This is a genomic window from Micromonospora sp. NPDC004704 (assembly GCF_053601675.1).
This window is the reverse complement of the sequence record NZ_JBSGCD010000005.1, coordinates 54,380-67,689: the sequence shown is the minus strand read 5'-3', so window position 1 is coordinate 67,689 and position 13,310 is coordinate 54,380. Positions and strand designations below refer to the sequence as shown.

12 protein-coding genes are annotated in these 13,310 nt (G+C 71.1%); 7 read left to right on the top strand and 5 right to left on the bottom strand.

Features of this window, described 5'->3' with window-relative positions:
* Nucleotides 1-216 precede the first annotated feature (216 nt).
* From ACWEFB_RS08490 to ACWEFB_RS08470, 5 genes are all read left to right on the top strand, one after another.
* Entirely contained in the window at nt 217-354 is a 138-nt protein-coding gene (locus ACWEFB_RS08490; RefSeq protein ID WP_452283567.1) for a hypothetical protein, read from the top strand.
* Between the two features lie 369 nt (nt 355-723).
* Entirely contained in the window at nt 724-3,678 is a 2,955-nt protein-coding gene (locus tag ACWEFB_RS08485) for a hypothetical protein (protein WP_452283565.1), read from the top strand.
* Between the two features lie 281 nt (nt 3,679-3,959).
* Nucleotides 3,960-4,961: a glycosyltransferase family 2 protein gene (locus ACWEFB_RS08480; protein WP_452283563.1), complete on the top strand. Its 1,002-nt coding sequence runs from the start codon at nt 3,960-3,962 to the stop codon at nt 4,959-4,961.
* A gap of 76 nt (nt 4,962-5,037) precedes the next feature.
* A complete protein-coding gene (locus tag ACWEFB_RS08475; protein ID WP_452283561.1) occupies nt 5,038-6,645 on the top strand; it encodes a DUF2079 domain-containing protein in 1,608 nt (535 codons plus the stop codon).
* 228 nt (nt 6,646-6,873) lie between these two features.
* Complete coding sequence (locus ACWEFB_RS08470) at nt 6,874-8,709, top strand: NHL domain-containing thioredoxin family protein (RefSeq protein ID WP_452284046.1); 1,836 nt, start codon at nt 6,874-6,876, stop codon at nt 8,707-8,709.
* A gap of 14 nt (nt 8,710-8,723) precedes the next feature.
* Here the strand turns inward: ACWEFB_RS08470 and ACWEFB_RS08465 are convergent, their stop codons facing one another.
* The 3 genes from ACWEFB_RS08465 to ACWEFB_RS08455 are packed head-to-tail and all read right to left on the bottom strand — an operon-like array spanning nt 8,724 to nt 10,970.
* Nucleotides 8,724-9,515 (bottom strand): LamB/YcsF family protein, encoded by a 792-nt coding sequence (locus ACWEFB_RS08465; protein WP_452283559.1) that lies wholly within the window; start codon nt 9,513-9,515, stop codon nt 8,724-8,726.
* Nucleotides 9,493-10,461, bottom strand: coding sequence for a 5-oxoprolinase subunit C family protein (locus ACWEFB_RS08460; protein ID WP_452284044.1), 969 nt, complete (start codon nt 10,459-10,461; stop codon nt 9,493-9,495). The genes ACWEFB_RS08465 and ACWEFB_RS08460 overlap by 23 nt, the downstream gene beginning before the upstream one ends.
* Nucleotides 10,359-10,970, bottom strand: a complete 612-nt coding sequence (locus tag ACWEFB_RS08455) for a 5-oxoprolinase subunit B family protein (protein ID WP_452283557.1) — start codon at nt 10,968-10,970, stop codon at nt 10,359-10,361. Before ACWEFB_RS08455 ends, ACWEFB_RS08460 begins: the two co-directional genes overlap by 103 nt.
* Nucleotides 10,971-11,071: 101 nt before the next feature.
* Here ACWEFB_RS08455 and trhA point away from each other — a divergent pair, with 101 nt between their 5' ends.
* A complete protein-coding gene (gene trhA, locus ACWEFB_RS08450) occupies nt 11,072-11,749 on the top strand; it encodes a PAQR family membrane homeostasis protein TrhA (RefSeq protein WP_452283555.1) in 678 nt (225 codons plus the stop codon).
* Between the two features lie 162 nt (nt 11,750-11,911).
* On the opposite strand, the gene ACWEFB_RS08445 is transcribed toward trhA, so the two are convergent.
* Complete coding sequence (locus tag ACWEFB_RS08445; RefSeq protein WP_452283553.1) at nt 11,912-12,181, bottom strand: DUF6458 family protein; 270 nt, start codon at nt 12,179-12,181, stop codon at nt 11,912-11,914.
* Between the two features lie 222 nt (nt 12,182-12,403).
* Here ACWEFB_RS08445 and ACWEFB_RS08440 point away from each other — a divergent pair, with 222 nt between their 5' ends.
* Nucleotides 12,404-12,931, top strand: coding sequence for a SixA phosphatase family protein (locus ACWEFB_RS08440; RefSeq protein ID WP_452283551.1), 528 nt, complete (start codon nt 12,404-12,406; stop codon nt 12,929-12,931).
* Nucleotides 12,932-12,947: 16 nt separating this feature from the next.
* Here ACWEFB_RS08440 and ACWEFB_RS08435 read toward each other — a convergent pair whose 3' ends face one another.
* Nucleotides 12,948-13,217: a DUF6458 family protein gene (locus ACWEFB_RS08435; RefSeq protein ID WP_326561983.1), complete on the bottom strand. Its 270-nt coding sequence runs from the start codon at nt 13,215-13,217 to the stop codon at nt 12,948-12,950.
* Nucleotides 13,218-13,310 lie beyond the last annotated feature (93 nt).

The window sequence follows — 13,310 nt, the reverse complement described above, 5'->3', positions numbered from 1 at the left end:
GAGGTACCGCGCCAACCGGCCGGTGTGCCCGGGGTTAACTCCGGGGGCACCGGCCGTGTCGTTTAGGCAACCTGAAACGTCGGCCCGATCGCCTCTCAACCTTCGATTGTTCGGCCAGTGTCGCAGCTCACCTACTAATCGATGGTCACTCGACCGGTGCTGCGCTTTAATGGAGGTACACAACCGCTGGGGACAACCAGCCAGAGGGGCTAGACCATGAGCATGATCAGCAAACTCCGCAGTCGCCGGGACGCCGCACGTCGCGCACGGGCCATCGAGAGCGCGCTCCGTTCCGCCAACTCGCCGGCCGTACGCGACGAGATCCTCACGATCGCGCAGCGCTACTACGGCTGACGCCAACAGACCTTCACCTCCTCTCCAGATCGATGACCCGCCCGTTCACCCGGGCGGGTCATCGGCGTTTCACACCCAGTCATCGGCGTCGCACGCCCACCGGACCGGGATCACTGGGCATCAACGCGCCCGGTACGGTTGGGCTCGGTCGTCACCCGACCGGGCCGGACGGGACGTCTGAGTAGATCGTCAGCTCGACTCCCCACCGGCAGCCCGGTCTCGACGGCCGGCGCTGCCCGGGCGTCACCGGCCTCGACCGGCTACCGTGCGGGAAGCTTGCACGGCCGGTCCGGCCGGCGCCTCCGGCCGCATGCCGGGGACGTCCGGACGGCATCGGCACGGCCGACATGTCATGGAGGAGACGCGCGCATGACGTCCGAGGACCTGCAGCATCCCGGCCAGGAGCCGGACCAGGCTGCGCCGGGCCCCGCTGGACCAGCGCCGCAGGGCAGCCACGAGCAACACCCCCCGCAGCGGTACGCGAGCACACCCGCAGCCGCACCCGGGTACGACACCGGTTGGGCACCGCCCGCGCCGACCAGCGGATCCCCCGCGGCCACCCCCTGGGGCGCGGCGCCCGTACCGGACGGTCCCGAGGCCGGCGCCCCGTGGGGCCCGCCGGGCAACCCGCCCGGCCCGGCCCACCCCGAGTCGACCGGTGGGTGGGGTGCTCAGGGTGGCCCGCCGACCGGCAACCGCCCGACACCCACCCCGCCACCGCTCCCGCCGGAGGTCGCCGGTGCGCAGCCGTGGGCACCCGGCGAGGCCTGGGGCGCGTCCGAGCCGGGCCGGGCCTCCGTACCGCCGCCCGCCGGTGCCACCTCGGGTGAGCTGCCGCAACGGGAGCGTGGACGGTTCGGGGCCGACGAGTTCCCGCCGGAACCCGGCAGCGCTCCCGCCTGGGGCCAGCCGCAGCCGGACCGGACCCCGCAGCCGGGCGGATCACCCGCCCCGATCTACCAGCCGGCGCCGGCTCCGGGCATCTCCCCGGCCGGTGCGGTCCCGCTGCCGCCCCAGGAGCCACGGGTACCGGGCGCGAGCCTGGCCGCGTCCCCACCAGCAGACTTCGCCCCACCCGCGGAGTACAGCCAACCCGCGGAGTACGGCCCACCCACCGACTGGGCACCGCCCAGCGGCTACCCGGCGCCCGGCGGCTTTCCGCCGCCCGCCCCGGACTACCCGGCGGCCAACCAGGACTACGCGGCGCAGGCCGACTATCCGGCACCGACGGGATGGGCCTCGGCGTCCGGCTACCCGCCCGCGGACGACTTCCCCGCGACGAGCGGCCCGACCCCGCCCACCGACCGGCCCGTGCGCGGGGAGCTTCCCGACTACCCGGACGCCCCCGTCCAGATCGACTTCCCGCCATCGCCGGGCTACCCCCGGCAACTGAACTACGACCAGCCCTCCTACGGCAGCTCGCCCCCTGCCGAGCAGCCGTCCTACGGGAACGAGCAGCCGTCCTACGGGAACCCGCCGGACGGCTTCCCGGCCCCCGGTGGTTACGCCAATCAGGACCCGGCCGCCGGTGGTTACGCCGGTCAGGATCCGGCTGTCGGCGCCGATCGTGGGGCCGGACCGGACTACGGCCAACCGTCCGACGACGGACGCGACGGCCCCCCGCCGCCGCAGGCCTGGGCGCCGGAGGGCTACTCCGGACCCGGTACGGACGCACCCCAGTCACCGGCCGCCGCCCCGGCGATGCCGCCGGTGGTTCCGCAGCCTCGCTCGTCGAGCGAGTCGGGGATCTCCGGTCGGGTCTCGATGCCCCGTCCCCAGCAGCCGGAACCGGCCCAGGAGGCCGAGTCCCCCGAGGTCCGTGCCACGGCCGGCGCCGCTGCTCCGGTCAGCGCGGCCGTCTCGGCGAGCGCCGCCGTGTCGGGCAGCGCCTCGGTGCCGCTGGCCAGCCGGGTCATGCCACCGACCGACCAGGCCGTCCGGTCGTCGGCCATGGCCACCCCGCAACCACGGGTGTACGGACGCCCGGCTGCCGCCGATCCGGTCGAGGAACCCGAGCACCAGGTCGCGGACAACGCGCAACGGTCGGCGAACGACCCCTCGGCCCACCGGAACCCCACCACGTACGGCGCTCCCGCCGGTTACCCGGAGCCCACCGGTTACCCCGAAGCGAGCGGCTACCAGGAAGCGACCGGATACGCCGAGCCGACCGGGTTCGCGCCCGCGCCGACCGGTTACGCCGCACCGTCCGGGTACCCGGAGGCCGGGGGCTACACCGAGCCTCCCGCCGGATACCCCGAGCCGCCCGAGTACGCCGAGCCGGCGCCCCGCCGCGGCCCCACCACGTACGGTGGGGCGGCCGCTGTGCCCGTTGCCGGGGACGAGGCCGAACATCCAGTCTCACCGGCGGGAACGGCGCAGGCCAGTGGAGCCGCCCGGGTTCCCGTACCGCAGGGATCCGGATTCGACCAACCACCGCCCGGATACGACCAATCACCGCCCGGATACGACCAACCGCCGGCCGGGTACGACGTACCGCCGAGCGGATTCGACGGCGCGCAGGGCGGTTTCCCGCCCGCGTCGACCGGGTTCGACGGCCCACAGAGCGGATACGCTCCCGCCCCCACCGGATTCGACGGCCCCCCGCCGGGTTACGACAACCCCCCGGGCTACGACAACCCGCCCCGCGGGTTCGAGCCGGCGCAGGGCGGCGGGTCGCCGCAGTATCCGGGTATGGGCGGCGCACCCTTCGGCGACCTGCTCGGTGAGCGCCCCAACGCGATGCCGGGCAGCCCGGCAGCCGGTTCGGCACGCCCGCCCGCTCCCGGGCAGTTCGGCCAGCCGGGCGGCTCTGGGTCCGCCGGTATGGGCGGGTTCGACGATCGGACCAGCGTCTCCCCGGTGGTGCCCGCTCCCGCGCTGCCAGCTCTGCCGCCGCCCGCCGGTACGGCCGCCTGGCCCACCCAGGCACCGCCGAACGAGCCCGCGCAGAACCGGTTCGACGCGTTCAAGCCGGACGCGGAGGAGGCCAAGCCCGAGCCCGCCCCGACACCCCAGGTACGCAACGGGCGGGTGCTCCTGATGGTGCTGACCGCCGCCGTACTGCTGCTCGCCATTCCGCTCGGCGCCCTCTGGTTCATCGGCCGGGGCGGCGAGCCCACGTTCAACCCGGCGGTCGGGGAGTGCGTGAAGCAGTCCGGTGACGGGGCCGTCGGCGTCGCGTGCACCGAGCCCGGGTCGTTCACCGTGGTGTCCAAGGTGGCCAGTGAGGCCGAGTGCGCCGACCAGGCCCTGCCGAAGGTGATCATCCCCGCCGACGAGGGTGGGCAGCAGGTGCTCTGCCTCCGGCCGACCGCTGGCGGCTGACCGGCACCGACCACAGGCGCCCGCTCCGGTTCCCGGGGCGGGCGCCTTTCGTTTGCCCCGCCGCTGCATGCCTGCCCCGGCTCCGGCCACCGTCCATCGTCGAGCTACCGATGAGGGCGCGACCAGCGGATATATCGGATACGGAATCAGTGGGCTCGCATAGCGGGACGTATGACGGCTACTATGCTCAGGCCTCGCCACCCCACCTCCGCATCGGGCGAGAGTCAATCGAGCGGCCGACGCCGAACTCCACCCCGGCCGCAAAGTGTTAAGGGGCCTGGATGTTGTTGTCCGTCGTCGTGCCGTGTTTCAACGAGGCGGATTCGCTGGAGTTGCTGCACGCCAAGGTGACAGCCGAGGTTGCCGCGGCCGGCGAGGATTTCGAGGTCATTTACGTCGACGACGGCAGCAGCGACGACACCCTGACAGTCATGCGCAAGCTGGCCGAGTCCGACGACCGGGTGCGGTACGTGTCGTTCAGCCGAAACTTCGGTAAAGAGTCGGCGATGCTGGCCGGGCTGAAGCACGCCACCGGCGACGCGGTCATTCTCATGGACGCCGACCTGCAGCACCCGCCCGCGCTGATCCCCCGAATGGTGGAGTTGCACCGGCAGGGCCTGGACCAGGTGGTGGCCCGCCGCAACCGGCAGGGCGACAAGTTCGTCCGTACGGCTCTCAGTCGCGCGTTCTATCGCCTGGTCAACCGCTGGATCGAGGTCCGCCTCGTCGATGGTGCGGGCGATTTCCGACTGCTCTCCCGCCAGGTTGTCGACTCGATCCTCGCGATGCCGGAATACAACCGGTTCTCCAAGGCGATGTTCGCCTGGGTCGGATTCGACATCGCCTTCATCGAGTACGAGAACGTCGCCCGTCACGGTGGCGCCACGAGCTGGAGTTTCGGCAAGCTGCTGAACTACGCGATGGACGGACTGCTGTCGTTCAACAACAAACCGCTACGGTTGGCGATCTACCTCGGGCTGGCAATGACCTCGATCGCCCTGCTCTACATGCTCTGGATCATCGGGCAGGCGACCGTGTTCGGAAATGACTCACCCGGATACGTCACCCTGCTCACCGCCGTTGTCGGTCTCGGTGGTCTGAACATGATGGTGCTCGGTGTCATCGGCGAGTACGTCGGCCGGATCTACTACGAGGCCAAGCAGCGTCCGCACTTCCTCCTCAAGGAGGCCCACCTGCCCTCGGCCACCCGCGAGGGTCGGCCGCCGGCGCAGCGCACCGTGACCGGCGCAGAGCCGTACGACCTGGTCGGCCGGCCCCGGTAACCGTCGGCAGGCAGCCGGAAGGCCCGTGCCTGATGTCGCCGTCGAGACCGGCGCCACCATCACCTGGAGTAGAAGCATGAGCACGATCACCCTGCCCGAGGCGGAGGCGGGCGAACCGTCGCCGCGTCGTCGCCGCCGGTTCTACCCGTGGGCGGTGACACGTCACACGTACGGCGTGCTGGGCGTCATGGTGTTCACCTGCGGCCTGTACCTGACGATGATGGTGCAGAGCTGGCGGAAGCTGGGCTACAAGTCGTTCGACAGCGTCATCTTCGATCAGGCCATCCGGGGCTACTCCCGGTTCGAGGCGCCGATCGTCCCGCTCAAGTCGGGGTACGCCGGGCTTCCCGCCGACTTCATCCAGCTCGGCGACCACTTCTCCCCGATCTACGTACTCTTCGCACCGCTGTACTGGATCTGGGACGACGTACGGATGCTGTTCATCGCCCAGGCGGTGATCTACGCGGTCGCGGCGGCGCTGATCTGGAAGTTCACCCGGCGGATCCTCGGCGTCGGGCCGGCGTACCTGGTGGCGCTCGCGTTCGCGGTCTCCTGGGGTCTCCAGTCCGCGATGATCGTCGGTTACCACGAGCTCGACACCTCGGTCCTGCTGCTGGCCATCGCCCTCGAACGGCTGTACGCCGGCCGCCACCTCCAGGCGCTCATCCCGACCGCGCTGCTCCTGCTGGTGAAGGAGGAGATGGGCCTTCTGGTCGCCGTACTCGGTGTGCTCTTCTTCATTCGTGGACACCGGCTCTGGGGGGCCGGGGTCTCGTTTGTCGGGCTGGTCTGGTCCGCGCTCGCGATCAAGGTCTTCATTCCCGGGTTCGGCGGCAGCTCCACCCAGTACTGGACGTACAAGTCGATGGGGCCGGGGCCGGGGTCGGCGGCGAAGTTCATCCTGACCCACCCGATGGAGGTCGCGGACCACGTCTCCTCGACCCCGTACCGGGAGCAGTTGCTGATGTGGCTGCTCGCGGTCGCTCTCGGCGCGTACTTCCTGTCGCCGATCGTGCTGCTCGCGCTGCCGTCGCTGGCCATCCGGATGCTCTCGGACACGCCCTCGTACAGCATGGTCCACTACCAGTACAACGCCCCGCTCATGGTCATCCTCCTGCTGGCCGGTGTGGACGGCGTCGGGCGCCTCGCCGGCTGGATCGTCCGCCTCCAGGAGCGGCGCGCCGAGGCCGCGCGGGCACCGGAGGCCGTCGCGACGGCGAAACCCCTCGCGGTACGGACCCGCGTGGCGCAGGGGCTCGTCTGGACCTGGCTGGCCGGGGTCCTCGCGGTCGCGGTGTACGGCTGCATCTCGCCGACCTTCCCGATCGGAAAACTGTTCGAGCGGGATTCGTGGCAGCAGACGTCGTACGAGCGGGCCGCCTTTGCCGTCGTCGACCAGATCCCGCGCGATGCGACGGTCGAGGCGGACGATGCGATCGGGGTGCTGATCAGCAGTCGTACCCAGCAGCTCCGGCTCCCGGCCCGGTCGGGCCCGCCCGGCTCCCGGATCGTCGACATCAACCCGTACGGCGCCCAGTACGCGGTGCTCGGCGCCCCGCCGGAGATCATCTGGCCGTTCAAGACCCGCGACGAGGTGCTGACCCTGCGGCAGAAGTACCTCGACCAGGGTTACGAGCAGATCTGGCAGCAGGACGACGTCTGGTTGCTCCGCCGCAAGGACTGACCGACCTGCGCTAGGGCGCGGGAACACGCCTCCTTCGCCGGGGCAGTCACTCGTTCAGGACGTACACCATCGTTGATGTGAGTACATCGAAGATGATGTACGAGTTTGCCGCGTCATACGTTCCGGGCGGGAACATGGACGCCGGTCGTCCTGGCTCGCGACACCCCGCCCACGGGGCACCGGGCAGTCCTGCCGACGCGTTCAGGCAGGATGGGGACCATGGCTGAGATACGTACGGCCCGAGTTCGCGCTCCGGAGTTGCAGGGTCGCGGGTGGCTGAACACCGGGGACAAGTCCTACTCGATCAAGGACTTCCGCGGACGGATCGTCCTGCTCGACTTCTGGACCTTCTGCTGCATCAACTGCCTGCACGTACTCGACGAACTCCGGCCGCTGGAGGAGAAGTACGGAGACGTACTCGTGGTCGTCGGGGTGCACTCGCCGAAGTTCGAGCACGAACGGGACGCCGACGCACTCGCCGCCGCCGTCGAGCGGTACGAGGTCCACCACCCGGTCCTGGACGACCCCGAGCTGCACACCTGGCAGCAGTACGCGGCCAAGGCCTGGCCGACCCTCTCCGTGGTCGACCCGGAGGGTTACGTCGTCGCGATGATGGCCGGCGAGGGGCACGCCGAGGGGCTGGACCGGCTGATCGAGGAGCTGATCGCCACCCACGAGGCGAAGGGGACCCTGCACCGGGGCGACGGCCCGTACGTCCCGCCCGCCGAACCGGCGACCAGCCTGCGCTTCCCCGGCAAGGCCGTGGTGCTCGACACCGGCGGTCTGCTCGTCTCCGACTCGGCCCGGCACTCGATCGTCGAGCTGGCCGCCGACGGGGAGACCGTGCAACGACGGATCGGATCGGGCGAGCGGGGCCACGCCGACGGCGGACCCGCCGACGCCCGGTTCGCCGAGCCGCAGGGAATCTGCCCGCTGCCGCCGCACGTGGCCGAAATCGTCGGTTACGACTTCGTCGTGGCCGACACCGTGAACCACCTGCTGCGCGGTCTGCGGCTGGACACCGGGGAGGTACGCACGGTCGCCGGCACCGGCCGCCAGTGGCGCTCGACGGTCGACGACCACCCGCACGACGCGCTCTCCATCGACCTCTCCTCCCCCTGGGACCTCGCCTGGTACGACGACAAGGTGATCGTCGCGATGGCCGGCATCCACCAGCTCTGGTGGTTCGACCCGATCAAGCGGACCGCGGGCATGTACGCCGGGACCACCGTCGAGGCGCTCAAGGACGGGCCCCTGGACCAGGTGTGGATGGCGCAGCCTTCAGGGCTGTCGGTGTCGACGGACGGTCGGCGGCTCTGGATCGCGGACAGCGAGACCAGCGCGCTGCGCTTCATCGAGGACGGGGTGATGCACACCTCGGTCGGTCAGGGCCTGTTCGACTTCGGTCACGTGGACGGTCCGGCCGACCAGGCGCTGCTCCAGCACCCGCTGGGGGTGTGCGCGCTCCCGGACGGTTCGGTGCTGATCGCGGACACGTACAACGGCGCGGTGCGCCGGTTCGACCCGGCGACCGGGCTGGTCAGTACGGTCGCGGACGAATTGGCGGAGCCGAGCGACCTGGTGCTCACCGGTGACGGTGACGTCCTCGTGGTCGAGTCCGCGGCGCACCGGCTGACCCGACTCGCCCCCGGCGCCCTCTCGGCCGCGGGCGCGTCCACGGTCAGCGGGGAACGGCACCGGACCGAACGGCCGCCGACCGATCTCGCCGCCGGGACGATCACCCTGGATGTCATCTTCACGCCCGCCCCAGGGCAGAAGCTGGACGAGTCGTTCGGCCCGTCGACCCGGGTCGTGGTCTCGGCGTCCCCGCCGGAGCTGCTGCTCGACGGGGCCGGGGTGAGCACGGACCTGTCCCGGGAACTCGTACTCAACCCGGAGGTGCCGGCCGGGGTGTTGCAGATCACCGCGCAGGCGGCGACCTGTGACGCCGAGGCGGAACACGCGGCCTGCCACCTCACCCGGCAGGACTGGGGCGTTCCGTTGCGGATCACCCCGGACGGCGCGGACCGGCTGCCGCTGATCCTGCGCGGCCTGGACGGCTGACCCGCACACCCTGCTCAGGTGAACGGGGTGAGCTTGACGTCGGTGGCGAGGAGCGCGGCCCGTACCTGACGGGCCATGGTCACCGCCCCCGGCGTGTCACCGTGCAGGCAGATCGACTCCACCGGGCACGGCACGACACTGCCGTCGACCGCCACCACCACCTGCTCGGCGGCCATCCGTACGGCCCGTTCGACGACCTGGTCGGTGGCGGTGACCAGCGCGCCCGGGGCGGTACGCGGAACCAGGGTCCCGTCGGGCTGGTAGCCCCGGTCGGCGAAGCCCTCGGCAACCGGGCGGAGTCCGGCCTCGCGGGCCAGTTCGGCGAGCATCGATCCGGGCAGGCAGAGTACGGGCAGCGTGTTGTTGTACTCGGCGACCGCGGCCACCACCGCCGCCGCCTGGGTGTGGTCGACCGCCGCGACGTTGTACAGGGCGCCGTGCGGCTTGACGTAGCGCATCCGGGTGCCCGCGACCCGGCAGAACGCGTCGAGCGCGCCGAGTTGGTAGGTCACCTCGTCGCGCAGTTCGGCGAACGCGTAGTCGATCCGCCGCCGGCCGAACCCGGCGAGGTCCCGGTACCCGACCTGGGCGCCGACGGCGACGCCCCGTTCGGCGGCGGCGATGCAGACCCGGCGCATGGTGCCGGGGTCGCCGGCGTGGGCACCGCAGGCGACGTTGGCGGAGGTGACGACGTCGAGCAGTGCCTCGTCGTCGCCGAGCTGCCAGATGGCGAATCCCTCGCCGAGGTCCGCGTTCAGGTCAACGGAGTGGGATCGGTCCAGGTCAACGAAGTGGGATCGGTCCATGGAATCGCACGATAGTCCCGGGGCGGGCCTGCGCAAGGGGTAGCACGTTGTCCAGGACCGCTATCACCGGGTAACCGCCGGTGGTCGGATGGTCCGCCAGGAAGATCAACGGCTGTCCGTCCGCCGGCACCTGCACCGCCCCGAGCACCACGCCCTCGCTGGGCAGTTCGCCGGCCACCGCGCGGGGCAGGGCCGCACCGGCGAGCCGCGCTCCGACCCGGTTGCTCATCGTCCCGATCGTGTACGCCGTGCCGAGCAGCGTGCGTACGGCCTCGGGGGTGAACCAGTCGTGCCGGGGGCCGAGCCGAACCGCCAGGTCGAGTTGTGCCGGTGGCAGCCCGACGGGCAGGAAGTCCACCGGTGCGGGTGTGGCGGTGACCGGCCCGAGGGGCAGGGTGTCGCCGTCGCGCAGCGGGGCCGGTCCGAGCCCGGAGAGGGTGTCCGTGGCCCGGCTGCCGAGCACCGGCTCGACCGCGATCCCGCCTGCCACGGCCAGGTAGCTGCGTACCCCGTGCCGGGCCGGGCCGAGTTCGACCAGGGCACCCGCCGGTACGGCGACCGGACCGCCGGTGTCGACCGCCCGTCCGTCAACCCGCAGTACGGCGAGCGCGCCGGTGACCGCGACCGTGCCCGCGCGTACCAGTCGCAGGGTGCACCCGGTCATCGTGGTCTCCAACCCGGCCGCCGCCTCCGGGTTGCCGACCAGCCGGTTCGCCAGTCGCAGGGCGGCCGGGTCCAGGGCACCGGAACGGGGTACGCCGAGGTGCGCCCAGCCCGGTCGGCCGAGGTCCTGCACGGTGGTGAGGCCCCCGGCCCGGATCACCTCGACCAGCCCGTGCCCGGTCACGCCGGCACCAGGCGTACGCGGGTGCCGGGGACGAGCCGAGCGGGCGGGTCCCGGCGTACGTCGAACAGGGTCAGCCCGGTCCGTCCGACCAGCCGCCAGCCACCGGGCGACGCGGTCGGATAGATCCCGGCGTACGGGCCGGCGAGGGCGACCGCCCCTGCCGGGACCCTGGGCCGGGGGCTGGGCAGCCGGGGCACCGCCCACGGCTCGGGCAGCCCGCTCAGGTACGCGAAACCGGGGGCGAATCCGCAGAAGGCGACCCGGAGTTCGGTGCCGCTGATCCGCCGTACCGCCGTCGGTACGTCGACCTGCCACAAATCGGCGACGGCGGGCAGGTCCTCCCCGTCGTACACGGTGGGCACTTCGAGCAGCGGCCCGTCCCCGGTACCGGCGGTCGGTCGCGGCGTCCAGCCGGCGATCAGCTCCGCCGTCCGCTCTGGTTCGGGTACGCCGTCCACCAGCACCGTACGGGCCGCCGGCACGATGTCCACGGCGACCAGTTCGCCGGCTTCGCGGCGCCGCCACAGCTCGGCCCGCCAGTCCTCCACCTCGGCGCCGTCCGCGCACTCGAGCAGCAGTGCGTGGGAGCCCACCGGACAGATTCGCATCCGCCTATCCTGCCGGACCACGCTGGTGAACCGGCAGGTACGACGCCGACGTGACGAGATCCACTACCTATAGGTAACTTACGCTGCCGTAGCCTGAGCGGGTGACCACCTCGGCCTCGGCACGGATCAAACCGGCCGACATCGGCAAGCCCCGGATGAGGGGCTGGCTGCACACGTACGCCTTCTTCGTCGCCCTCGTCAGCGGGGTCGTGCTCTGCTCGCTCGCCGCCACCCGGCCCGGCTGGGCCCCGCTGGTCAGTTGTGCGATCTACAGCGTCACCGTCTGTGGCCTCTTCGGCACCAGCGCGCTCTACCACCGTCGGGTGTGGACCGAACGCGGCTTCCAGGTCATGCGCCGGCTCGACCACTCGATGATTTTCATCTTCATCGCGGGCACGTACACCCCGTTCTGCGTACTGCTGCTGCCGAACCGGAGCGCGACCATCCTGCTCACCATCGTGTGGGCCGGCGCGCTCGCCGGGGTGGCGGTCAAACTCGTCTGGCCGCACGCACCGCGCTGGGTCTCCGCCCCGCTCTATCTCGGTCTCGGCTGGGTCGCCGTCGCCGTGCTCCCGGACATCCTGCGGTACGGCGGAGTGACAGCTCTGGTGCTGATGATCGCGGGCGGTATCGCGTACAGCGTGGGGGCCGTCTTCTACGCCCTGCGCCGCCCCAACCCGTGGCCGACCGTCTTCGGCCACCACGAGTTCTTCCACGCCTGCACCCTGATCGCGGCGATCTGCCACCACGTCGCGATCTACCTCGCCCTGTACGCCTGACCGTCGGCTTACGCCCGAGCGTCGCGCCGACGAGCGGACGCAACCGGCCCCGGACATGGGTAACCGGCGCGGACCGCGTGGGGGGACGGTCCGCGCCGGCTACGAAGGGTGGGTAGGGCCGTATCCCGTGGACCGGCCCGGAACCCTGTTACTCGGGTTGGTTCAGAGGGGGTGACCCGGACGCCGCACCTCGCGGTACTCCTCGACCACCCGGTCATCGCGGACCGGTACGACCCGGGTGTCCTCGACCGTGGTGACGACCGGACGGCGGCGGCTCTGCCAGAGCCACGCGGTCATGATCAGGCCCACCAGGCCGGCGAGCATCAGCACCCAGCCGACCACGCTGAGATCGAGCCAACCCAGCTCCACGTCCACGGCGAACGCAAAGATCGCGCCCAGCGCGATGAGGAAGATACTTCCACCGATACCCACTTTTGTCGCCCTCCTTGGCTATCCGCTGGCCTGACTGGCCCGCCGCGGCCACTTGGCGAGGTTGCGGCACAGAAGGACTTACCCAGGCGCTTCGTCGCCCAATCAACCTCACTCTCCGAGTCGACCGGTGGGACGAAAGCCGAGAGCCGGACGCAGGGCGAGGTCCCCCGACTGGCACAGCTATAAAGGTCATGACGACGACGAGCGGAGCGAGGAGACGTCATGACCAAGCGCGTCGTACTGCTGCGGCACGCCAAGGCGGAACGCCCGGCCAGGATCGCGGACTTCGACCGTCCGCTCACCGCCCGGGGGTACGCGGACGCTGGCGCCGCCGGGGCCTGGCTCGCCCACGGCGGTCATCTGCCCTCGGTGGTGATCTGTTCGCCGGCCAGGCGCACCCGGCAGACCTGGCACGGGGTGGCCCTGGCGATGGCCGAGGCCCCGGCCGCCACGGTCGGGGGGAAGGCCGGCGGCGGACCGGTGGTGAGTTACGAGCCGGACGTGTACGAGGGTGACGCCAGGGAGTTGCTGGACCTGATCCGTAAGGTCGATCCGGCGGCGGGTGTGGTGTTGCTGATCGGGCACAACCCGAGCATCTCCGGCCTTTCCCGTCTCCTGGACCCGGTGAGCGCCGATCCGGACGGACTCCGTACCAGTGGAATTGCCGTACACCGGCTGGCGGTGCCCGAGTGGGCGGAACTCAGCCCGAGTCGGGGACCGCTGGAAGCGGCGCACACCGCCCGGAGCTGATGCACGCCGCGGCCCGTCACGAGGGCGGTGCCTGCGGCGGGGGCGGGTCCGGAGGCGGCGGCATCATCGCCGTCGGATGGGACAGCCGGTTCTCTTCCACGATGAGGGTACGGGCCTTCTTCTTGCTGGTCTGCCAGTACCAGAGGGTGGTCAACAGGACGGCCAGTCCGGCGAGCATGAAAACCCAGCCGACCGCGCGCAGGTCGAGCCACCACACGTTCGCCCTGATGGCGAACGTCAGAATGGCTCCCAGTCCGATCAGGAAAATACCGCTACCGACGCCCATGTCCGCTGCACTCCCCCGTGCGATGGCTTCTGGGCTAACCTGACAAATCACATAAACCTAAACTGACAAATCCCAACAAACTGCTGGTCGCAC

Excerpts from the sequence above, each read along its gene's own strand:
- ACWEFB_RS08485 (WP_452283565.1), top strand. The coding sequence starts at position 724 with ATGACGTCCGAGGACCTGCAGCATCCCGGCCAGGAGCCGGACCAGGCT.
- ACWEFB_RS08435 (WP_326561983.1), bottom strand. The coding sequence starts at position 13,217 with ATGGGCGTCGGTAGCGGTATTTTCCTGATCGGACTGGGAGCCATTCTG.
- ACWEFB_RS08475 (WP_452283561.1), top strand. The coding sequence starts at position 5,038 with ATGAGCACGATCACCCTGCCCGAGGCGGAGGCGGGCGAACCGTCGCCG.
- ACWEFB_RS08440 (WP_452283551.1), top strand. The coding sequence starts at position 12,404 with ATGACCAAGCGCGTCGTACTGCTGCGGCACGCCAAGGCGGAACGCCCG.
- ACWEFB_RS08455 (WP_452283557.1), bottom strand. The coding sequence starts at position 10,970 with ATGCGAATCTGTCCGGTGGGCTCCCACGCACTGCTGCTCGAGTGCGCG.
- ACWEFB_RS08465 (WP_452283559.1), bottom strand. The coding sequence starts at position 9,515 with ATGGACCGATCCCACTTCGTTGACCTGGACCGATCCCACTCCGTTGAC.
- ACWEFB_RS08490 (WP_452283567.1), top strand. The coding sequence starts at position 217 with ATGAGCATGATCAGCAAACTCCGCAGTCGCCGGGACGCCGCACGTCGC.
- ACWEFB_RS08480 (WP_452283563.1), top strand. The coding sequence starts at position 3,960 with ATGTTGTTGTCCGTCGTCGTGCCGTGTTTCAACGAGGCGGATTCGCTG.